The sequence below is a fragment of the Paenibacillus sp. UNC499MF genome (assembly GCF_900107975.1).
GTDB lineage: Bacteria > Bacillota > Bacilli > Paenibacillales > NBRC-103111 > Paenibacillus_F.
The window spans coordinates 78,679-102,073 of sequence record NZ_FNVF01000014.1; the positions used below are offsets into that span (position 1 = coordinate 78,679).

Annotated in this window: 19 protein-coding genes; 17 read left to right on the top strand and 2 right to left on the bottom strand. The window is 42.0% G+C overall.

Annotated features, from left to right (window positions below):
- Window positions 1–208: 208 nt before the first annotated feature.
- On the top strand, window positions 209–340 hold the full coding sequence (locus C4S74_RS27100; RefSeq protein WP_258042569.1) for a hypothetical protein: 132 nt from the start codon (window positions 209–211) through the stop codon (window positions 338–340).
- A 292-nt stretch (window positions 341–632) separates the two neighbouring features.
- Here the strand turns inward: C4S74_RS27100 and C4S74_RS21855 are convergent, their stop codons facing one another.
- Window positions 633–2,330, bottom strand: a complete 1,698-nt coding sequence (locus C4S74_RS21855; protein ID WP_181024500.1) for an S-layer homology domain-containing protein — start codon at window positions 2,328–2,330, stop codon at window positions 633–635.
- 259 nt (window positions 2,331–2,589) lie between these two features.
- Window positions 2,590–5,043, bottom strand: a complete 2,454-nt coding sequence (locus C4S74_RS21860; RefSeq protein WP_103997460.1) for an O-antigen ligase family protein — start codon at window positions 5,041–5,043, stop codon at window positions 2,590–2,592.
- Between the two features lie 154 nt (window positions 5,044–5,197).
- Here C4S74_RS21860 and C4S74_RS21865 point away from each other — a divergent pair, with 154 nt between their 5' ends.
- The 16 genes from C4S74_RS21865 (at window position 5,198) to C4S74_RS21940 (ending at window position 23,356) form a co-directional block, all read left to right on the top strand.
- Window positions 5,198–6,007: an ABC transporter permease gene (locus tag C4S74_RS21865; protein ID WP_103997461.1), complete on the top strand. Its 810-nt coding sequence runs from the start codon at window positions 5,198–5,200 to the stop codon at window positions 6,005–6,007.
- A gap of 15 nt (window positions 6,008–6,022) precedes the next feature.
- A complete protein-coding gene (locus C4S74_RS21870) occupies window positions 6,023–7,303 on the top strand; it encodes an ABC transporter ATP-binding protein (protein WP_103997462.1) in 1,281 nt (426 codons plus the stop codon).
- Between the two features lie 17 nt (window positions 7,304–7,320).
- Window positions 7,321–8,223 (top strand): bifunctional 2-polyprenyl-6-hydroxyphenol methylase/3-demethylubiquinol 3-O-methyltransferase UbiG, encoded by a 903-nt coding sequence (locus C4S74_RS21875; RefSeq protein ID WP_103997463.1) that lies wholly within the window; start codon window positions 7,321–7,323, stop codon window positions 8,221–8,223.
- An 11-nt stretch (window positions 8,224–8,234) separates the two neighbouring features.
- Entirely contained in the window at window positions 8,235–9,668 is a 1,434-nt protein-coding gene (locus C4S74_RS21880; RefSeq protein WP_103997464.1) for a hypothetical protein, read from the top strand.
- Window positions 9,669–9,689: 21 nt separating this feature from the next.
- Window positions 9,690–10,862 (top strand): glycosyltransferase family 4 protein, encoded by a 1,173-nt coding sequence (locus tag C4S74_RS21885; protein WP_103997465.1) that lies wholly within the window; start codon window positions 9,690–9,692, stop codon window positions 10,860–10,862.
- A complete protein-coding gene (locus C4S74_RS21890; RefSeq protein WP_103997466.1) occupies window positions 10,852–12,060 on the top strand; it encodes a glycosyltransferase family 2 protein in 1,209 nt (402 codons plus the stop codon). The genes C4S74_RS21885 and C4S74_RS21890 overlap by 11 nt, the downstream gene beginning before the upstream one ends.
- The gene (locus tag C4S74_RS21895; protein WP_103997467.1) at window positions 12,060–13,433 is read left to right on the top strand and encodes a sugar phosphate nucleotidyltransferase; all 1,374 of its coding nucleotides are present in this window, start codon (window positions 12,060–12,062) and stop codon (window positions 13,431–13,433) included. The genes C4S74_RS21890 and C4S74_RS21895 overlap by 1 nt, the downstream gene beginning before the upstream one ends.
- A gap of 11 nt (window positions 13,434–13,444) precedes the next feature.
- Window positions 13,445–14,440 (top strand): acyltransferase family protein, encoded by a 996-nt coding sequence (locus C4S74_RS21900; RefSeq protein WP_181024502.1) that lies wholly within the window; start codon window positions 13,445–13,447, stop codon window positions 14,438–14,440.
- Entirely contained in the window at window positions 14,437–16,653 is a 2,217-nt protein-coding gene (locus C4S74_RS21905; protein WP_103997469.1) for a hypothetical protein, read from the top strand. The genes C4S74_RS21900 and C4S74_RS21905 overlap by 4 nt, the downstream gene beginning before the upstream one ends.
- A 33-nt stretch (window positions 16,654–16,686) precedes the next feature.
- The gene (locus C4S74_RS21910) at window positions 16,687–17,430 is read left to right on the top strand and encodes a sugar phosphate nucleotidyltransferase (RefSeq protein WP_103997470.1); all 744 of its coding nucleotides are present in this window, start codon (window positions 16,687–16,689) and stop codon (window positions 17,428–17,430) included.
- Between the two features lie 16 nt (window positions 17,431–17,446).
- Window positions 17,447–18,010, top strand: a complete 564-nt coding sequence (rfbC, locus tag C4S74_RS21915) for a dTDP-4-dehydrorhamnose 3,5-epimerase (RefSeq protein ID WP_103997471.1) — start codon at window positions 17,447–17,449, stop codon at window positions 18,008–18,010.
- A complete protein-coding gene (gene rfbB / locus C4S74_RS21920) occupies window positions 18,007–19,011 on the top strand; it encodes a dTDP-glucose 4,6-dehydratase (RefSeq protein ID WP_103997472.1) in 1,005 nt (334 codons plus the stop codon). Before rfbC ends, rfbB begins: the two co-directional genes overlap by 4 nt.
- Before the next feature lie 17 nt (window positions 19,012–19,028).
- Window positions 19,029–19,880 (top strand): dTDP-4-dehydrorhamnose reductase, encoded by an 852-nt coding sequence (rfbD, locus tag C4S74_RS21925; RefSeq protein WP_103997473.1) that lies wholly within the window; start codon window positions 19,029–19,031, stop codon window positions 19,878–19,880.
- On the top strand, window positions 19,870–20,802 hold the full coding sequence (locus C4S74_RS21930; protein ID WP_103997474.1) for a glycosyltransferase family 2 protein: 933 nt from the start codon (window positions 19,870–19,872) through the stop codon (window positions 20,800–20,802). Before rfbD ends, C4S74_RS21930 begins: the two co-directional genes overlap by 11 nt.
- A 107-nt stretch (window positions 20,803–20,909) precedes the next feature.
- Window positions 20,910–21,806 (top strand): glycosyltransferase family 2 protein, encoded by an 897-nt coding sequence (locus C4S74_RS21935; protein WP_103997491.1) that lies wholly within the window; start codon window positions 20,910–20,912, stop codon window positions 21,804–21,806.
- A 134-nt stretch (window positions 21,807–21,940) separates the two neighbouring features.
- Window positions 21,941–23,356: an undecaprenyl-phosphate glucose phosphotransferase gene (locus tag C4S74_RS21940; RefSeq protein ID WP_103997475.1), complete on the top strand. Its 1,416-nt coding sequence runs from the start codon at window positions 21,941–21,943 to the stop codon at window positions 23,354–23,356.
- Window positions 23,357–23,395 lie beyond the last annotated feature (39 nt).

The window sequence follows — 23,395 nt, forward strand, 5'->3', positions numbered from 1 at the left end:
TTCCCCCTGAGCGGGGAATGCCATCGTAAGCTGCTTATACCGGAGACACAATCCAGGAGTACGATCTCCGCTGCAAAAAGTGAAACGATTATGGGAGATCTCGCGTATGGAATAGAAGATGATCGGCTGACGTGTTTTTCTTTTTGAATCACATTTGGATTTTTCTGGTATACTAAAAGAGTGAGGAAGCAAAAGGAGGCGCTTAAGGATGACGGAAATCATCAAAGGAATCATTCCCTTGATCAGCAATCTGCTCCTGGCCGTAGGCAATTTCTTTTTACAGAAGAAGATCGACAAGACCGATTGGAAAGTACCTCAGCGGGAAGAAAATACGAATTAGACTGCCGGATAAAAAGGCGGTCTTTTTTTATGTCTATAGTCTTGAAAAGGGGATTTCTGATGACCAGTTACGTGCCTTGAAGTGGTAAATAAAGAAGGGTGCAAAACACAAGGTGAACCCGGGCCTATCCGCTGCCGGTTATAGAATCCTTGGCGTGCCTGTAGCCGCCAAAGATTTTGTTCGGGTAGCAATCGGCCGATTTATGGGCAAGAAAATTAAGCTAAAGCGGTAGTCATAAAAGGCATAAAAAGTAAAAGACAGTTCCTTTGCAGGAACTGTCTTTGTGGGTTGCTTAAATAAATTTAGCCGCCGTCAGGAAACGCTTCAGCATCGTTGCGCTTTGTGCGCGTGTAGCCTGCTGAAGAGGCTCGATCGTAGTAGAAGTCATGCCGTCGATGATACCGAGGCTCAGTGCCGCAGCAATTTCATCTTTGGCCCAAACGATTTTATGAGAATCGTTGAATTTAGTCAGCATGGCTTGTCCCTTAGTGATTTCCGTGCTGGTGTTTACCCCGGCGTAGCTAAGAGCACGAACGACCATGGCAGAAAGCTCTTCACGAGTAATCTGACTGTTCGGACGGAACGTACCGTCTTCATAGCCGTCTACCAGCTTCAGCTTGGCTGCTGTCGCTACAACATCCGCATACCACTGGTTGGAGGCTACGTCTTTGAACGTGGAGGATGCGCCAGTGTTCTGAATACCCAGCGAACGAACGAGCATAGCTGCGAATTCGGCGCGAGTTACGCTGCGGTCTGGCTGGAAGGTCGTGTTAGTTACCCCGTCGATAACAAGCTTGTTAGCCAGCATCGTAATGTTCGATTCTGCCCAATGTCCTTTGATGTCCGAGAAAGTTTTGTTAAGCTCAAGCACACCGTAAACGCTGTTGCCTTGACGTTTTACCATTACGTCTGTTTTGCCGTCGCTAAACGTGTAGAAAGCCGGAACGAACGTCATGGTTTTGGTCGTCTCGTTATACAGGAAGGCTGTTGTTTTTGCCTGATTCAGAACGGTATCGAAGTTCAGGCTGCGAGGCACATAGACATTGCCTGTATTGATCATGGAAGTCTTACCGGCAGAAGTAGCTGCTTCAAGGTTGAAATCAGCCGGAGTACCGATAATTTTACCGCCCATTGCGGCCGCTTCCGTTTGCATCGTGCTGCGCATGCTTTCGGAAACGAACTTCACGGTAACACGGATATAAAGGTCAGTTGTTCCGACAGATAGGGAGGAAGCAAGGGAATCGTAATTTATTGCCGCAAGAGGAACATAGTAAACGGCGCTGCCGTTTCTGACTGTAATTTGCTTGTTGTCGCTGTTCTCTTTCAGCACCCATGCCGGGATATTTACCATATCACCGTTCAGAACAATCTCCAGCGTATCCCCTTTGGCAAGGGCATCCTTCAACGCCTGCGCGTCCAGAGAACCGTCAGCGCCGGCTTTAATGGAATTTACGGCTGTGCTTCCGTCGCCAGGAGTGGTCACTCCTCCACCGTTCCCGCCACCGCCACCAGTGCTTCCGCCGGGAGTAGTGGAACCGTTATCGGAATCATTGTCGTTATCGTTGTCGTTGTTATAGGCTGCATTGTTAACAGTTTCATACACGGAATCCACTACCGAATACAATTTAACATAACGGTAAGCGGAGTCGACAACCGTTTGGAAATCGTATTTATACTGCTGTTTGGCTTCATCGAAATAATTCGCGTAAGTAGCTTTGACTACCCCCACATATTGACCGTCCGGACCATAGAGGCGTAGTTCTGTTTCATCGCCGCTTTTGTGGTCTAAGTATACGGAACCCTTAACCGTTCCGTTGTTGAAGGAGACACCGGAATAACTTGTTTGTGCAGAAGCAAGAATCGGCATTAGAGCTGAAAGCATCAGCGTCAAGCACAGCATTTGGGCTGTTTTGGTGAACCATTGATTCATCGGGGCAACGCTCCATTCTCTCTTTTGTTTTTTGTCTGTAATCTTGATCTTAAGTTTCATCTTTTGTCGATTCACCTCCTTCGCGATGATAGTTCATCCATGTAAGTATTTAACAAGAATAATTATCCGAACATTGGAAAAATGAAACAAAAAATGTGCTAAAAGCACCAGAATACTATTTGCATGCTGGGACTTTTTTGTATCGTGCGGTGAAAAATAAGGACAATTTGCTTTTTAAACTTCCCAATTGGCCTAATTGATTCTAAAATAAAAAGCCTGTTCTCCACGTTAACGGGAGAGCAGGCTTTTACCTTTTATCTTATAGCGGGGGTGTGTTTGCGATAATTTGATCAATCTCTTGCTCGACAGTCGGAGTTAATGCTTTTACCTTATCCATAGCCGGTTGATCGGTTTTGTTTTGCTTTTTTAGAGCTGCCAGATAATAGCGGGCACCTGTCTGGGCATTCTCGTCTTTAAGTTCACCGGCAATGAAAGGTTTCAATAAGGCTTCCGCATCGGCGTACTTGCCTTGAGCAAAGTACATTTGACCCAGATAAAGTCTGATGGGTTCCGTTACGTTAAATTCACGGCCCTGGAGCTGTCCTTCAGGAAGCTTGGCCAGTTCCTTCATGCGATCGAGAACTTGCTGGTAAACTTGGAGAGCCTGATTCCACTCCTTATCTGCAGCAGTCTTATCCTTGGCGGCATATCCTTCAAAACCGGCCGTAACATGATATTGAATACTTCTTTCGTAGAAGCTAATGTCCCATGGATAATAGCTAAGGCCATTTTGGATAAGCTTCTCGACTTGCTCTTGCTGCCCTTTAATCTGAAGGGTGTTTAGTTCACGGTCCAGAAGAGATTTATTGTAAGGTTCTTTAGCTCGTGCAGTATTGATTAACGCTATTTCTTCATTTAAATATTTTTCATCTTGAGTTTGTTTATAAATTTGTGCCAAAAGGTCCACTTTCAGCAAAACATATTCAGGATGATTTGCTCTTAAACTTAATGCATTATCTAGCGGCGTTACAATTTCCGTATAGTTTTTCGAAGTTTTAGCCACTTCCAGCGTTTTATTATAAGAACTGTTTGCACTCAGATAACGGGCGGAAATGAACAGAGTAACAATTGACAAAACAATAATAACCGATGGGTATACATATTTCACCGATGGAACTTGTTTGGCAAATTCCTTCGTTTTAACGCCGGCAACCATGGCTCCTAAGCAAAGGAATACTAGCGCTCCAATATACACGTAACTCATATCAAAGTCGAGTACGCTGTGCCCCAGAATAGCAATGACAAAGATGAAATAAACGAAATGTTTGTCACGTTCCTGTTCCGTGCTGCGGATATAGTTACGAATGTAAATCGCAAAAATGGCAATCAGCAGTACGGCCAGGATCACGATACCGATAGCCCCGACTTCAACGAGATACTGCATGAAGAAGTTATGCGCCTGGCGGCTTGTGTAGGGGTTGTTCTGATATTGCTCGTACAAACTCGACCAAGCGCCGCCGCCTGCGCCGAACAACGGATAGTCCGCGAACAGCTTGGAAGCGTCTTTGTAGAAGGTTATTCTCTCCAGTACGCTGTGTTGGCCGAAATTGATCGTCTCCAGCCGGATCCGTACGTTTTCGGGAAGCAGATTTTTAAGCGAAGTGGCCATGACCACGAAGAACCCTAAGAGACCTAGGACAATGGAACCCGCAGGAATAGCGAAAAACGACCATTTTTTGGAGGAGAATTTCTCCAGCTTGCTTTCCAGTAACGGAGCGACAAAACGCTGCACCAACAAGGCAAGGATTCCGTAAATGACACTGGACCCGATAAGCAGCAGCCAGCCTTTGCCCGAAAGAGAGGCCGAAAACTCCTTGTTCACATCAATGCCTATCGTTGTAATTTTGCTTAAAACTGCAAACGAAGCGAGAGTCGACAATACCGCATGAATAAGCAGCAGGATTTGCCTAGACGGCTTCTGAAAGATTAGAATAAGGAAGAAAATAATGGGCAGAAAGACAATCGCACCGCGTGAGAGGGTCAGCATAAAGGAAACCAGGACCGGTACGATGAACAGGGCGTGTACCAGAACTTTGGACCAGCCGCGGTTCTTCGATACTAGGAATAGTCCTGCGCCCCACAGCGCGATCAAGAAGCCCGCATACGTATTGGCGTACTGGAACACGGAGGTCAACCGCAAACCGTTTGAATCCGTCATGACAGCGTCCTTGTAGATGCCGGTAGCATCTATCGAGGCAAACCAGCTTACCAGCGTTCCGGCGAGCTTGCCGTTTCCAAGCCAGTTCATGATACCAAAGATCACAATTACATAACCGCTGGTCAGGAGCCCGATATGAATGATTTTATTTCCCAACGCCGATTTGGTCAGATAGGCTCCGATTAGGAATAGCGTTACGAGCACGATCTGAATAAGCAGGAGGTTTACCGCCGAATATTTGGAAGCGGCCGGCAGCAAGGAAATCAGGTAACTGAGCGGAATTAAGAAGATAAACAAACTCAGAAGATCTTTGCGTTCCCGAAGCTTCCAGAAGTAGAAGAAGTAGATTCCCGTCAGGAACAGAAAAATGGAGGCCCATATCACGGCGGAATAAATAGGTCTTTCAAAGTTCAGCGAATTTCCGTTAAACAAGGCCTTCTGAAACGGGGCCCAGAACAAAAACAGGGTTACGAACCCGATCAACAGCCAAAAGATGATAGAACTCTTTTCAGCCTGTTCTCTTTCGTCTAGCTTTGGCTTTTTATACGCGTACATCACAGTCTCCCTCTCCGATAAATCTCGACAATATTTTATCATAGCGGAGAAAATATTCCAATTTGTGATTGGATGGGGTACAGTTAGGTTTGATGTAGGGCGGACGAATGTAGAATTGCCATATTCAAATGATCATGACCGAGGGGTTAAGAGTATGATTTTTTTTAAAAAGATGTTAGACAGCTTAAAAGATTTTTTTAAGTCACAGAAGATGATTATTATGCTTGCGAAAAAGGACTTCAAAAATAAATATTTAGGTTCTGTGCTTGGAATTACCTGGGCATTTTTGCAGCCCCTTATAAGTCTACTGATTTTTTGGTTTGTTTTCCAAGTTGGTTTTAAAGCTACTCCAATAGATAATTTCCCATTCATTCTCTGGCTGGCAACAGGAATGATCGTTTGGAACTTTTTTGCGGATAGTGTTAGTGGCGGAACGCAAAGCATTGTCGAAAACAGTTACCTTGTAAAAAAAATCGTTTTTAAAGTCAGTGTGCTGCCTGTAATTAAGATATACTCATCTTTTGTGGTTCATTTATTTTTTATTTTGGTTCTTTTCGTTATTTTTATTGCTTATGGTATTTATCCGACTTTATATGTTCTGCAAACTATTTATTATTTATTTGCACTCTTCATGCTAGTATTGGCAATTTCGTGGATTACGTCATCTTTGACTGTGTTTTTTAAAGATGTCGGGCAAGTAGTCTCGATGATTTTGCAGTTTGGATTCTGGTTGACCCCGGTCTTTTATTCTTTTGCCCAAATTCCTGAAAAATTCCAACCGTTCATGAAATTAAACCCTATGTTTTACATCGTAGAGGGATACCGGGACTCATTTATTTATCAGCACTGGTTTTGGGAACATCCAAAGCTGACGATTGTTTTCTGGACGGAAACATTCATTTTATTGGTGATTGCTTACATTTCATTTAAAAAATTGCGGCCGCATTTCGCCGATGTGCTATAAAAGGGAGAAAAAATAATGGCTGGTAGTGAACAACAAATCTCAATAAAAATAAGAAATCTATCGAAAACGTACAGGCTCTACAATAAACCTGTTGACCGAGTAATAGAAACTTTTCATCCTTCAGGAAAAACAAGACATAAGATATTCCATGCTGTAAACAATATAAGTTTTGATATATATAAGGGAGAAACAATCGGAATTTTAGGTAAAAATGGGGCGGGGAAATCTACGCTGCTCAAAATGATTACGGGTGTGTTGACTCCTACATCTGGAACTATAGAAGTTGAGGGCAAAATTTCTGCCTTATTAGAACTAGGTGCCGGCTTCAATCCGGATCTGTCCGGATTAGAAAATGTGTATTTCAATGGGGCTATAATGGGATACTCGAAAGAAGAGATGGATAATAAAGTCCAGAGCATCATAGACTTTGCCGATATAGGAGATTTCATTAATCAACCGGTGAAGAGTTATTCGAGCGGGATGTTCGCAAGGCTTGCCTTTGCTGTAGCGGTTAACGTGGACCCGGATATCCTGATCGTAGATGAGGCTCTTTCTGTCGGAGACGTAGCTTTTCAAACGAAATGTTTTCGTAAGTTTTCGGAATTTCAGAATGCCGGAAAAACTATCCTATTCGTTTCTCACTCGTTAGATAGTATTTTAAAATATTGTTCCCGTGCGGTTGTTATAAATGACGGTGAGATGGTTGCTGAAGGAAAAACTCGCGAAATGGTAGATGTTTTCAAAAGAATATTAGTAAACTTGTATGACATAGAGGATGATTTAAAGGTCAACAAGGAAACTTATGCAGAATCCGTCCAAGGAAAATGGAAACAATACTTTCCGGTTAATAGTGCGGTTCTTGAATACGGAAGTAAAGCGGTGGAAATTGTTGATTTCGGTATTTTTGATGAAAAAGGACAACCGACCTCTAAAATTTTAAGCGATGAAGTCATGGAGTTTCGAATGAAGGTACATTTTCAAGAAAAGATAGAAGAACCGATTTTTGCTTTCACTATTAAAGATTTAAAGGGACACGAATTAGCAGGAACGAATACCTGGTTCCAAGATGTGCCGACTGGTTCTTTTGCCCCCGGTGATACCGCGACCGTCAAATTCAAGCAAAAACTTCTACTTCAAAACGGGGTGTATACTTTATCGCTCGGGTGTACGGGTCATCAGTCTGATGACCTTGTTGTATATCATCGTCTTTATGACGTTCTTTCTTTTGAGGTCCATAGCGTAAATAAAATTGTTGGGATATATGATCTTCAATCTGCTATCGAACTTGAAACATGAGAAGGGAGGATTCTTTTATGAATGAGCAAATTGGTAACGTCATCTTAAATTATGAATTTTATGACGACACCATTACTTATAGCGACGGTCCGATTGAAGATGAATTATTAGCAATAGTGAAAGAAAACGAGGTTGAGAAAGTTCTTAAACAAGATTCCCGCTGGCCTATTTTGTATCATTTATCACCAGCAAGAGAAAATTTGTTGGAGTGGCTTCCCATTGAAAAAAATGCAAATGTGCTTGAAATCGGTGCGGGATGCGGGGCCCTTACCGGTTTAATGTGTAAGAAGGCTAACAAGGTTGTGGCCGTAGAGCTTTCTAAAAAAAGGGCTCAAATAAATGCCTACCGGAATAAAAATCAAGCGAACTTGGAATTAGTCGTAGGCAACTTAAATGACATCCGGTTTAAAGAAAAATTTGACTATATTACGCTCATAGGGGTTTTAGAATATGCCGCGCGCTTTACTAAGCACGATAATCCATATGAATTTTTTTTGAAACAAATAAAAGAACTCTTAAAACCTAACGGTAAATTAATTATAGCAATAGAAAATAGACTGGGTTTGAAATACTGGGCTGGTGCAAGAGAAGATCATACAAATGAGCTTTTTGATAGCCTGCATAATTACCCGGAAGATAAGAAAGTACGGACCTTCTCTAAAAGAGAATTAACAGACCTTATATCTGTTGCGGGCTTTACTGAGAATACCTTTTACTATCCATATCCGGATTATAAATTGCCTGTTTATATATATTCGGATGCCTGTAAACCCGATCCAGGTATATATTTTGAACACACTCCCAACTATGATTCAGAGAGACTTGTACTGTTCAATGAAAAGAAAGTGTTTGAAGGATTGGTCAGCAGCGGGTTAGCAGAAGATTTCTCTAACTCTTTTCTAGTGATATGTCGAAATTAGAGGTGAGTTTATTGGATGTGATTTTCGCTAAATACACTCGAGAGCGTTTACCGAACTATCAAATTGCCACTTACTTTGCTGTGGATCAAGGGAAGAAAATAGTGTTAAAGAAGCCTCTTAGAGAAGAGGCGGAAGCACATGTGGCAAAAATGTCTGAAACCTATAATTGGATAAAAACAGAGTACGATTATATCAGTCTCGTTGAATGTAATTTAATAGACAAACAGGTCTCTTTCGAATTTCTGGAAGGCGAAAGTTTAGATGCTTTGCTTTTGGATGCGGCAAGAAAAAATGACGTTCATTCATTTAATGAACTTATAAACAGCTATTTATCTTTTGTAAGACAGTTTGGTGTTACAAAAGAAACTAACGCGGCTATCAAAACTCCTTTTTTTGAAGTTACTTTTTTAGAACCGTTGGAACTCATTAAAATAGCCAATATAGATTTGATTTTTGAAAACCTGATTAGATATCAAAACGCGTTTACCATGATTGATTATGAGTGGGTTTTTGAATGTGCGATACCTTTAAATTACTTGCTTTATCGAAGTTTTCTTCTGTTTTATCATAAGCATCGAGAAGAGCTTGGTCACTTTATATCCCTGGAAGAGCAAATGGAAGCTTGGCAAATAAATCCATCGGAATTAACGGTTTTTGATTCGATGGAGAAGGCTTTTCAAAGATATGTGATGGGGAATACCTATGAGTATGCCTACTCTAAACAATATCTACAGCCGGCCCAGAGTTTGACAATGCTCAAGAGTAAGTTGAATGATTCGGAATTAGCGATGAACAAATTAGAAGATGATTTAATTTTACAGGAGACTGAGCTGGAGAAAATGAAAGTTCTTAACAGGGAGCTTGCGAAACAAGCAAACCAGTCACTTTTGGTGCAAAATAAGTTGGAGCTTTCTCTTCATGAAGAAAAAAAGAAAACCGAAGAGTTGTTAATTCGTTTAGAAAACCAAGAAGCGAAATCAATCCTGTTAAGCCAAGTGACGGAACAAAGTCAAGATTGGCATGATACGAAGAATTTATTAGAAAAATTGTTGCGCCAGTTAACTGAAAAGCGATTTTTGAAAGTATTGAAATTAAATAAAAGCGAGAGTGAAAAATCGATCATATCAAATATTGTAGCTGACTTGCAGCGGTTATTCGATGAATACCTAATAAAGAACGAAACTTATGAAAAAGAAATTCATGCGAAGTTAAACCACCTTTCGGTTCTCCTTCATGAGAATTCGGGAAAAGTGGATGACTTAACGCGTCTTACTATTCAGCAGCAGAGTGAATATGAAAAGATACTCCAGCAAAATCATGTTAACTTCGTAGCAATGCAACATTTTAAGAATCTTTATGAAGAGCAGTTACATGTACAAACTCTCTACGAGGAGTTAAAAAAATCTTATCATGAGGCTTTTCAAGAACTTCAAAAATATAAATGAGTGGTTCATCGAGGTGGCAAAATGAAAAAAAAAGTCTTAATCCTAAATCCTTATCTTCCTACATTAGGTGGCGGCGAAAAGCATATGGGTTACTTATGTAAGTTCATTGAGGAATATTATGATGCGGTTGAGATCGACATACTCGTTCATAATTATAATAATATCGATGTTCATTCGGAAGATTATCCTGATTTAAGCCAACTGGAAGCTAGATTTGATCTTAAGTTAGAAAAGACCAAATTACTAAAGATAGATCTTACGAAACCAGAAACTTTGAGAGAGCATTTTCAAAATAAACGGTTAATTGAAAATATGACTTCTAAATATGATTTGTTTATCAATTTTATGTACCAGAGCAAACATATCGGGAAAGCGAAAAAGAATCTTTATTCATGCATGTTTCCGGCTAAGCGTTTCCAGTTTGATGAGCTTTCCAAAAAAATTATGGGACGGTATTTAGATTTCAGATTTAAAAACAGTTACGATTATTTTATGACAAACTCGGAGTTCACGAATCACTGGCAGGAGAGCATATGGCATACACAGCACAAAAATAAGATTATCTATCCTCCGGTATTCTTTACGGAATCACTTAGGGATCAGGAATTCAATCAAAAGAAAAATATTATCCTTTCGGTAGGGCGGTTTTTCGTTGGGGCTCACAACAAAAAACAAGATGAGCTTGTCGATTTTTATATTGAAAACAGCAATCGGCTAAAAGGCTGGGAATTTCATTTGGTTGGAGCCTTATCTAATTATTCGGAAGATATGGAATATGTGGAAAAAATTAAATCGAAAATAGAAGGCTATCCGATTTATCTTCATTTAAATGCGCCGTTAAGTGAACTTGAAACTCTGTACAGGGAAGCGAAGATTTTCTGGCATGCGACTGGATACAACGAGAAAGATGATCTGTTTCCCGAGAAAATGGAACATTTCGGAATTACCACTGTTGAAGCGATGAGTTACGGAGTTATTCCCGTTGTTATTCGTAAAGGCGGTCAACCTGAAATCGTGAAAGAAGGGGTAAGCGGCTATCTTTGGGACTCCAAAGAAGAATGCATCCGAAAGACGATAGATTTGTTTGACGATAACCTGAGAGTTCAACTTACTGAAAAAGCATTTGAACGTTCTCAAAAGTTTTCGATTGATAATTTCTATAAACAAACAAAGGAGGTATTCGATGCATTATAATATCTCCATAATTATAGTTAATTATAATGGGTTAAAATATATAGATCAGCTTTTCCAGTCCTTTAAATCTTTACAGGCCGAACACTTTAATTATGAAATTATATTTGTAGATAATCATTCATCTGATGATTCCATTACTTATTTAAAGGAAAATTATGCGCAGGATTGTTTGAAGATCGTAGAATCGGATAAAAACTTAGGCTTTGCCGGCGGCAATAACCTTGGTGTTCAGCATGCTTCGGGAGACTACATCGTTTTTTTAAACAATGATACTAAGGTGGATCCGGAATGGCTGTCTAATTTATATACTTGTATGATGGATGAGAAAGCCGGAATCGTTACCTCCAAGCTTCTTTTCTTTTATGATTTTGTGAAAATAGGTGTACATACAAATGATAAACTCATCATTGATAACGAGGTTATCATTAATAGTAAAACCTATAAACTAGATCCTAAATTTTGCAAAAATATGCTCGTTTATGAGGATCATTCGGTCTGTTTCGGACATTCTTATTTTTACTTGCCATTACTAGACGGAATCGATTCTCATGACATTTTGATAAAAAAGAAAGACCCGGAAACACATGGAAGTTTATTCATGGATAACGGTAGTGAATATGAACCTGGAAAAGCAATTCACCTGTCGTCGAGTGAAGCGGCCCATTCCTCCATTAAATTAATTCAAAACGTCGGTTCGGGTATCGATCAAGGGTTTAACGGGTATGATATCGGATTCTGTGAAGAAGATAAAGGCCAGTATGAACAAATTAGGGAAGTAGAGACAACTTGCGGCGCAGCCATGATGATGAAGAAGGATGATTTCATAAGTGCAGGCATGTTTGACGAACTATTTTTTATGTATTATGAGGATACGGACCTTGCTTTTAGAATAAAAAAAATGGGAAAAAGATTGATCTACTGTCCTTCCGCCGTAGTCAGACATATTCATACCGGAAGCAGCAAAGAATGGTCTCCCTTTTTTATTTTCCACGTATATCGCAATAGAATGTTATTCATACTCAAAAATTTTTCGAAAAGTATATTTATAAAAGAATATATCAGATTCATAGCTTCCGTTCTTAAGTCGGCCGTTTCAAAAGAGCAACAGGAAGTTAAAAAAGCGAAATGGGATTCTTTACGTTCCTTAAGGCAAAATATTACGCGTTATAAAAAAATGGCTTCTAAAGGAAGAGCTTAATGAAAATTATTCTCCTGTCAGGCGGATCGGGTAAACGTCTCTGGCCACTGTCAAATGATTCAAGATCCAAACAATTTCTTAAAGTCCTTAAAAATGAAGAGGGCCAAGCCGAATCCATGGTTCAACGAGTGTGGAAGCAGCTTTCGGCCGCGGGGTTAAGTCAGGAGGCTTTTATAACAACAAACCGAGGTCAATATGAAAGCATTGTCTCTCAACTCGGTCCGGAGGTGCCTGTTATTATCGAGCCTTCCTCGCGGGATACTTTTCCCGCTGTTTCGCTTGCGGCGACCTACTTACATAGCGAGCTTAGAGTTTCGGGGGATGAGACAATCGTTATTTTACCGGTTGATCCCTATGTAGAGAATGAGTTCTACCATAAGATAAAAGAACTGGATTTTTTGCTGGAACGCACAAAGGCGCATCTTGCTTTAATTGGAGTAACACCTACCTTTCCGTCGGAGAAATACGGTTATATTGTACCTAGCCTTGGTCAGGAAGGCCCCTATTCTTGGGTAGATTCATTCGTCGAAAAGCCAAACATGCAAAAAGCTGAGCAGCTAATCTCCCAAAATGCACTTTGGAACTGCGGCATATTTTCATTTAAACTTGGAACTTTTATGGAAATATTGGAAAGCAAAGGAATTGTAGCGGATTTCGATTTGATGAAAAAAAACTATTCGGAACTACCCAAAATATCTTTAGATTATGAAGTAGTGGAGAAGTTAAGCCAAGTTATCGTAACGGAGTATAAAGGTACATGGAAAGACCTGGGCACCTGGAATACCTTATCCGAAGAAATGGGGAACTCCATATTAGGCCAAGGCTTGATGGATGAAGAGTCAAAAAACACTCATATTGTAAATGAACTGGAGATTCCGGTAGTTGTGTTAGGCTGCAGTAATCTGGTGGTTGCAGTCAGTCCTGACGGTGTACTCGTAACAGAAAAGTCGGCGAGTCCGAAGCTAAAGGAAATTATTAAAGAAATAGACGGAAGACCCATGTTTGTAGAAAGGCGATGGGGATGGTACCGTGTTTTGGATTACGTGAGTTATCCGGATGGAAAAGAAGTGCTTACAAAAAGAGTTCACATAAATAAGGGGAAAAACTTATCTTATCATTATCATAAGTGCAGAACCGAAGTTTGGAGTGTTCTTTCCGGCAAAGGGCACCTTATTCTGGATGGTGTATACAGTACGATACAGGCCGGTGATATAATTAATATTCCCGCTGGAGCCGTACATAGTATATACAGTGAAGAAGAATTGGAATTCATAGAAATACAAAAAGGCCCATTCATTAGGGAAGACGATGTTTATCGTTTATTAATGGAGTGGGAAGAAATCATAAATAATATCCAGGTAAGCAAGCTATAAGGAGAAAAACATTGAAAAACAGAGATGATGTAGCTGACATTACGAAAGGTTTATTAATTATTTTAGTCGTATTTGGGCACTCGGCTTTTATCCAGTATTATTCTAATTTGCATACTCTTATTTATTGGTTTCATATGCCTGCTTTTATCTATATGAGCGGTTACTTTTTTAAACCCGTTGAAAGAGAACATCTAGGGGCATGGATAAGAAAAACTGCAACCCGGTTTTTTGTTCCGTATTTTTTTATCATCACTCTGATCACAGTTTACCGATATCTGTTTACTCCAATCAACCAGCAGCAATTTGGAAATGAACTGCTTCATATTTTAGCTGGCGGAAGGTACATAGATGGTTATTATGCGCCTATTTGGTTTATAACTTGTCTCTTCTTTTGCCAATTAATTTTCTGTTTGCTTTCAATGTTTATAAAAAGCAAGTTTCTTCAATTTTCTATTATTTTTCTGTTCTTCATGGCGGCCCATCTGGAGTCTTATTTATTTCCCGGCTTAAAGATACCAATGAACATAGATGTTGCCTTTTTTGCTCTGTTTTTTTATGCAATGGGTTTCTATACAAAGCATCTTATTAAGAAAGAAAGCATTCAATTTGCCGCTTTTCCTCTGCTTTTACTCGTTATTTACTTAGTAAGAAAAGGGTATTTCGAGTATTTCCTCGATATGAAACAGCATAAGTACGGGAATATTCTGCTAGATATTTTAATTCCTCTTTTAGGAACAGTTGTAATTTTTACTATAGGGCGAATGTTTGTGAATTCTCCTTTTAAAAATCTCATGGTCTACATAGGCAGGAATTCACAAATTATTATGTATCTCCATTTGGTTACCGCAATTGAATTGTACAGAATAGGTTTATACACCAGCGTCTATGTATTTGTTTTGATCGGTGTGTGTTTGCCAGTTATTCTTCAGGAAATCTTTTATTTTGTGAAGAGTAGAATAGCAAATTCAAAAAAACAGTTACTGGGTAGAGGAGAGAGTTCCCTATGAATAAACAAATCCATACACACCTTCTCTCTTTCTTATTTTTTTCGTTTCTTGGTGCTGTTTTTTTAGGTGATATTCTTAATTTCATTACATTCTTATTAAACGTGAATATTGCATTTAATTTTGTCGTGCTCAGTCCCGTTTTTATGATCGGCATTGTTTGGTTGTTCAAAAGATTTTTTAGCATGGAACCCTTTTTATATGCACATTCCGATCTTATATTTATGGGCGTATTAATTGCATTCACATTTTTGGCGCTTCCCTTTCCGGATTACGGCGGGGATACCGTTAACTTTCACTTGCCTATGCAAGACTTACGTTTCATGGATAATATTAACGAGAATTTTCTTCCATCCTCATATGTAACCTTTTTTCCGTTCTTCCCGGACGGGCTTTATAAAGTGTTTCGAAGTTTATTCGGATATCGTGCAGGAACCCTTTTAAATACTTTATTAATTGTTGTGATTTTTTATCAATTAAAAGGAATTTTAAAAGCGGCCTTGCATCAGCATAAATTGAATGTAGCCTTGCTTAGCTTATTAGCTGCATTTTTGGTTTCCACAGAATTTATTCTCGCCAATATTGGCGTATACATGATTGACTTGATCGCTATCCCCATTCTGCTTGAGCAGTTAAAGCTCTTAACCAATGGGAAATCGTATAGCAGAAACACGTCCTATTACTTTGCGGCGCTGTTTGGATTTTGCGTAGCTTTAAAATTAACTTTTGCTATCTTTTCTTTCGTGCTTCTGTTTATATATGTTATCAAACACATAAGAAATATTACTCTTAAACAGTTCGGAATCTCTGTACTTTTGGCTTGCATACCATGCATCCCCTATTTCTTATATACTTATTTGAATACCGGAAATCCGTTATTTCCTTTCTACAATCAAATCTTTAAATCTGAATATTTTTATATGGATAGCAATTTCAAAGACGATCGATGGGGGCCTCATTCCTTTCTTCAGATTTTGTTTTGGCCCGTTTATATGTATTTTCATCCTGAAATACTTTCTGAAAAAGCAGCCTACACAGGAAGAATCAGTTTAGGATTTATGGCAGCAATATTCCTGCTTATAGTTGAACTGGTCAGATTCAAAAAACCAAGAAAACTTTCTGAACTGTTTCTAAGTATTCTTTTTATCTGCTGTCTTTATATATGGACGATAAGTACAGGCTACATAAGATACGGATTATATTTAGAAGTTTTATCCGGGATTCTCATTGTTACGGTTATATTTAAATGTGTCCATTCAAAAAAAATCGCTTCAAATATGTTAGGTTATATTTTTGCTATCTTACTTATCGGACAAGTGCTTTCAAGTTATCATCTGATTTTAGCCAAAGATTTTAACTTGGGAGATAAGCCTTCTTTCCGAACCAGCAAACAGGCTTTGAAAAATAATTTTTCTCTAATTTTTAACGACAGAGTTGATAAAGACACGGTCCAGGATGTGGAGGCCTGGGTGCTAACCGGACCGTCCGGTTACGCAATTTCTTTAAAGCCGAATATACCTACAATTAATCTTCAATTTGAATGGTGGAAGGCTACGGCGAATGAAGCTATTGTTAGCAAAACAAATGAGTTTTTTGCTAAAAATCAATCAAAAAAAATATACACCGTCTATAACCCGCATAACGGAAACCTTACGGAAATTGTAAAAAAACTAAGCCAATATAACTTGCGCATTACCGGCAGTAAACCAATTAAGCACCCTTATCTACTAGAAGGACAAATCATATATCTAATGAGGATTGAACAAAGTAATGGGGTTCCTCATAACGAAGGGAATTTAGTGAAGGATGGGTCTTTTGAATCTGTTTTAGAAAAAACTTCCTGGGAATCACAAAACCTTCGCAAAAGTGCTATCGTTCAAGAAGATGCGCAAGATGGTAAGATATATGTAAGAGCGGCTGCTGAAACCCCTATCATGCAAAGAGTAAAAGTCGAAGCTTTAAAAATCTACAAGCTTTCGTTTTACAGCCGAACAGAGGTGCTGAATAATTCTGCGACCAGGCTTCAAATTAACTGGTTTAATGATTCTAATCAATTGGTATCGACTTCGATAAAACTTGTGCAAAGCACACCCCAGTGGAATAATTATGAAATGTATGAAGTTGCTCCGGAAGGGGCGACCAATGGGGTCGTTATGATCAACTCTCATGAGAAGTATAATATTGAATTTGACAACGTTGTAATGAATGAGTATTAGCAGCAGCAGATAAGCAATAGGGAGGAACATGAAATGAAAGGTGTTATTCTAGCTGGAGGAACGGGATCAAGACTATATCCGTTGACCAAAGTCACCAATAAACATTTACTGCCTGTAGGTAAATATCCAATGATTTTTTATTCCGTACAGAAGTTAAAAAAAGCGGGTATTTCAGATATTCTGGTTGTAACGGGAAAAGATCATATGGGAGATGTGGTCAATTTGCTCGGCAGCGGATCAGACTTGGAAGTTTCATTTACCTATAAAGTCCAAGACGACGCAGGCGGGATCGCACAAGCGCTGGGTCTGGCCGAACAATTTGCTGCCGGAGAACAAATCGCCGTCATTTTGGGTGACAATGTATTTCAAGACGATATCTCAGCATATGTTAGTAATTTCAAGGTACAATCCGAAGGCGCTAAGATTTTAATTCAAAAAGTGCATGATCCCCAAAGATACGGAGTGCCTGAGCTGGATGATGACCGGATTGTGTCGATCGAAGAAAAACCGTTGACCCCCAAAAGCGACTATGCTGTTACGGGAATCTATATGTATGACAGCCAAGTTTTCGATATTATTAAAACGCTGCACCCTTCTAAACGTGGGGAGCTTGAAATAACCGATGTTAACAACGCTTATATTGCAAAGAAGCAACTGACGTATGATGTGCTCCAGGGTTGGTGGACGGATGCAGGCACTCACTCATCGCTTGCGTTGGCGAATGAATTGGCTAAAGAAATTACGTTCGGTGACGAATTCGGGAAATTAAAATTGTAATAAAGGAGCTTGGACAATGAAACTAATCAAAACCAAGTTTTCTGAAGCGTTTCTTATCGAACCTACAGTCCATGGCGACAGCCGTGGATTCTTCATGGAAAGCTATAACCAACAGGTGTTTGAAAAACTGGGAATCTCCTATCACTTTATTCAAGATAACCACTCGCTTTCTTCCGAAACCGGCGTTCTCCGGGGGCTTCATTATCAGCTCAATCCTAAAGCGCAGACCAAGCTTATCCGCGTGCTTGCCGGAGCCATTTACGACGTTATCGTTGACATACGTAAAAAATCACGGACGTACGGCCAGTGGCAAGGTTTTATATTAAGCTCGGAAAATAAGCGCCAGCTTCTTGTTCCGCGAGGTTTCGCTCACGGTTTTTGCACGCTGGTGCCGAACACGGAAGTATTGTATAAGGTAGACGAGTATTACTCCCCTGAAAATGATAGGGGGATCATGTGGAACGATCCCGCACTTGCTATCGATTGGCCCACATCCAGTCCTATACTTTCGGCAAAAGATGAAAAACACCCGAGCTTGGCGGACGCGGATAACAACTTTGAAGAGGAGGTCGGGTCATGAAACTTCTCGTAACAGGCGGAGCGGGTTTTATCGGAAGCAACTTTGTGCTTTATATGCTTAAAAAATACCCGGATTACCAAATCATCAATTTGGATGCCTTGACTTATGCCGGAAATCTGGAGAATTTAAAATCAGTCGAAAACCATCCCAACTACCGGTTCATGAAAGGGGATATTTCCGACCGGAACGCAGTAGAGCGGGCTTTTGAGCTTGGCGTTGACGTGGTCGTAAACTTTGCGGCCGAGTCTCACGTGGATCGCAGTATTCTGGATCCCGGCATTTTTGTTCAAGCCAATGTTATGGGGACTCAGGTACTGCTGGATGCCGCCAAAGCCCATGGGATTACTAAATTTATACAGGTTTCTACGGATGAAGTGTACGGCTCTCTTGGGGAAACCGGGCTATTTTCGGAAACGACGCCGCTTGCTCCTAACAGTCCTTATTCGGCTAGTAAGGCAGGGGGAGACTTGCTCGTTCGCGCTTATCACGAAACATTCGGGCTGCCGGTTAATATTACGCGCTGTTCCAACAATTACGGACCGTATCAGTTTCCGGAGAAGCTTATTCCGCTTATGATTGCCAATGCCCTGGACGGGAAATCTCTTCCCGTTTATGGAGACGGCCTCAACATACGGGACTGGCTTTACGTGGAAGATCACTGCTCGGCGATCGATCTAGTTCTGCACAGCGGACGGGACGGGGAAGTGTACAATATCGGAGGAAATAACGAGCGTACCAACCTGGTCATCATCCAAACGATCTTGGCCGCACTCGGCAAATCCGAAGATTTAATTACGTTTATCCAGGACCGTCCGGGACATGACCGCAGATATGGAATTGATGCAAGCAAAATAACGACAGAGCTGGGCTGGCAGCCTAAGCATAACTTCGAGTCGGGAATCCAGGAGACCATACAATGGTATCTGGACAATAAAGAATGGTGGGAACGCATACGTTCGGGAGCTTACCAATCCTATTATGAACAGCAGTATGGTTCTTAAGAAATACGGAGGTTCCTATGAAAATCTTAGTTACCGGAGCAAAGGGACAGCTTGGAAGCGAAGTTTGCAGGCTGTTTGAAGCAGAGGGGCATGACGTCTACGGATTCGGTCGAGAAAATCTGGATTTCACGGATCAGACGGCATGCGGCCGGATCATTCGGGAAATCAAGCCGGACGTGCTGATTCATTGCGGCGCCTATACGGCCGTAGACAAAGCGGAAAGCGAACCCGACGAGGCATACCGGGTAAATGCAAGCGGGACGCGTAATTTGGCTGTGGAAGCGGAGAAACATAACGCGAAGTTTTGTTATGTCAGCACGGATTACGTATTCGACGGCAGCGGTAATACCCCTTACAACGAGTATGACAACACGAACCCCCGGACGGTCTATGGAAAGTCCAAAAGGGCCGGAGAAATCCTTGCCCAGACATTGAGCAGCCGGTATTTTATTGTGCGGACATCGTGGGTGTACGGCCGGACCGGACAAAATTTTGTAAAGACCATGCTCAAGCTGGGCGGAGAGAAAGCCTCCTTGAATGTAGTCCATGATCAAACGGGCTCCCCGACTTATGCGGCGGATCTGGCTTCCTTTCTGATGGAACTTGTACAAACGGAGAAGTTCGGGATTTATCATGCTTCCAACAGCGGGACGTGTACATGGTATGAGTTCACGAAGGCGATATTCGAGGATTCGGATATGAAAGTGGCCGTGAATCCCTGCACGACGGATGAATTTCCGCGTCCCGCGGAGCGGCCGAAGTATTCCGTTATGGATCATATGGGTATCCGCTCCAACGGTTTTCAGGATTTAAGAAGCTGGAGGGACGGATTGAGGGACTTCCTTAAGGAGTACCGGAATGGGGAATGACCCGGTCGTTGTTCTTTTATCTACATATAACGGGGCTAACTATCTTGAAAGCCAGCTGAATTCGATATTGGCCCAGACCCATTCAAATACGAGCATTTTGGTAAGAGATGACGGGTCCAGCGATACGACTCTGCTTATTTTGAAGCAGTATGAAATGAAGTACGATTGTGTTCAACTAATGCCGCAAGAAGACAACAAAGGGCCGAAATTAAGCTTCGGCCGGCTGCTTCAGGAAGGCCTCTCGGGAACAAAGGCGAATTATTTTATGTTCGCGGATCAGGACGACGTCTGGCTTCCGGACAAAATCGAAAAGTCTCTGGCCAGAATGAAGCAGCTGGAAGAGACTTGCGGGCAGGGGCCCTTATTGATTCACACGGATTTAAAAGTGGTCGATGAACGGCAGAGGGAGCTTAACCCGTCTTTCTGGAACTATCAAAAGCTGAATCCTGCTAAGGATGCTTTTCCGCGCCTGCTTATGCAGAATGTCATTACAGGCTGCACGATGATGATAAACCGCCGGTTGGCCGAGCTCAGCCTTCCCGTACATCGGGACGCGATTATGCATGATTGGTGGATTGGTCTCGTAGCCAGTGCGTTCGGCAGGATCGGCCATGTGCCGGAGCCGACGATGTTATATCGGCAGCATGGTGAAAACAGCGTAGGGGCTAAGCGATTTGGGACGGCTTACATCAAAAATAAGCTGTTGGAACCAGTATATCTGGACAAAAACATACGGCAAGCGAGGGCTTTTGAGGAACAGTTTTCCGAAGCACTCCCGGAAGAAAGCCGCCAGTACTTGAGGGAGTTTATCAAGCTGGAAAGGAGTTCTTTTCTAAGAGGCCGGGCTTCTCTCCTTAAAAACGGGTTTTTAAAAATAGGTATTGTGCGGAATTTGGGGTTATTTCTCAACTGGAAGTCGTAAAGACCTTTAGCTCTATTGGAGGTCTTTTTTATTTAAGGCGGTTTTGGCCTATTCACAATTTTGCATGGTATACTAGGAATATCTAGTAAATTCGGATGGAGATTCAGATGGACTTAAGCATTATCATCGTTAATTATAATACCCGCCGGCTGACGCTGGATTGTCTGCATTCGGTATATGCTTCCGTAACGGGATATACATATGAAGTACGTTTGATCGATAACAACTCTTCGGATGATTCCGTTTCGTCCATTCGCAACGAGTTTCCGCAGGTAGATTTGATTGCGAACCAGGAAAACGTTGGCTTCTCCCGGGCGAACAATCAGGGCATAAGACTGGCGCAGGGCCAATATATTTTATTGTTGAATTCGGACACGATTGTAGAGCCGGATACGTTTCAAATTATGCTGGATTATATGAACGGGCATCCGGAAGTCGGCGCAGCGGGCTGCAAAGTGGTGCTGCCTGACGGTTCTCTCGATAAAGCGTGCAAACGCGGTTTTCCGACGCCGTCGGCGTCTTTTTATTATGCGTTCGGGTTTTCGAAGCTGTTCCCGGATCGTCCCCGGTTTAATCAGTATCAGCTCGGGTATTTGAACCCGGATGAGGAATACGAAATCGATTGCTTGGTCGGGGCGTTTATGATGGTCCGCCGGAAAACAATCGAGGAAGTCGGAATGCTCGACGAAGAGTTTTTTATGTACGGGGAAGACGTGGACTGGTGCTACCGGATCAAGGAAGCGGGCTGGAAAATTTATTATTACCCGCGCACCAAGATTATCCATTATAAAGGCGCAAGCAGCAGGCGCAAGCCATATAAAATCATCTACGAATTTCACAGAGCCATGATCTTGTTCCATCGTAAACATTACAAACGCAATTACTCGTTCCTGACGAATGCCGCCGTTTATATAGGGGTGGCGGTCAAGTTCGGGCTTGCGCTGCTGAAAAACAAGGCGCTGCCGGTCAAGAAGTCTTTGAACCAAACGGATGTCGGAGCGTAACGTACAAGAAGGCCACACAGCGCAGGTAGTTAAGGGCTTGCAAATCTAACCCTATCCTGCACGGATTCAATTGTATGTATGATGAGACAACGATTAGCTTGTTTCCTACCAACGATTTTTGAGGTGAATCTTCCATGCTTCGCAGAAATCAACAATTTCTAACCCAGGTCTATGCGATTTTTGATTTCGCCGTGATTCAGACCGCCTTCCTGATCGCCTGGTGGGTTAAATTCGAGAGCGGCTGGCTCGATGCCAACCAGCCGATCCCCATCTCCGTTTATGCCGCTTGGAGCGCGGTTTACGGGGCTGTAGCCGTAGCGGTCGGCTTTTTCGTCGGACTGTACGGACCGAACCGCAAGAAACGGTTTGCCGATGCGCTGATCAAAATCGTACAGACGCATCTGATCAGCTTGTTCATCCAGCTAAGCTTGCTCTTCTTCTTCAAGGAAGTGCACATTTCCCGTGAATTCCTCGGGATGTATATTGTGCTGGATATTGTGCTCATCACCGTGTACCGCTACGCTTTGAAGGAAAGCCTCAAGCGTCTTCGCGAGAAAGGGTACAACAAGCAGTTTGTGCTCATTCTGGGCGCGGGTACGCTCGGCCGGCGCTTTCACGACAAACTGCTTCAGCATCCGGAGCTCGGCTATGAAATTATCGGATTTCTTGATGATCACGGAGAGCATTCGGAGCACAAGGATCTTCCGGCCGCTCCCTATAAGCCCGTTATCGGTACACTCGACGATTTGGAAGAAATTTTGCAGGACAAATTGATCGATGAAGTCATTATCGCGCTGCCGCTGGACGTTCATCACAAATTCCCGCGCATCATTGCGGCTTGCGAGAAGGCGGGCGTGCGGACGCTGATTATTCCCGACTTCTTCGACTATTTGCCGGCACGGCCGTTTTTCGATAACTTTGCGGGAATGCCCTTGATCAATGTGCGTGATATTCCGCTGGATATGATCAGCAACCGGATGATCAAACGGACCTTCGATCTCGCGTTTTCGCTTACGGCCATTCTGATCACCCTGCCGGTCATGATCGTGATTGCCGCGGCAATCAAATTGACGTCGCCCGGGCCGGTCATTTTCAAGCAGGAGCGGGTAGGGTTAAACCGGCGGAAATTTTACATGTACAAATTCCGCTCTATGCGCCAGGAGACGGCGAACACGTCCGACACGGGCTGGACGACGGCAGACGATCCCCGTAAAACGAGACTGGGTGCCTTTCTCCGTAAAACGAGCCTGGATGAGCTACCGCAGTTTTTCAATGTGCTTTTCGGGCATATGAGTGTGGTCGGACCGCGGCCGGAACGGCCGTTTTTCGTGGAGCAGTTTAAAGAAAAAATTCCGAAATATATGGTGAAGCATCATATACGGCCCGGTATTACAGGCTGGGCGCAGAGCAATGGCCTCCGGGGGGACACCTCGATTTCGGACCGGATTCAGCACGATATTTTCTATATCGAGAATTGGTCGTTCCTCTTTGACATCAAGATTATTTGGAAAACGATCGTCAACGGCTTTACAAACAAAAATGCCTATTAAGTATATTCCGCCTGCATCTTCCCGATACTAGGATCATAT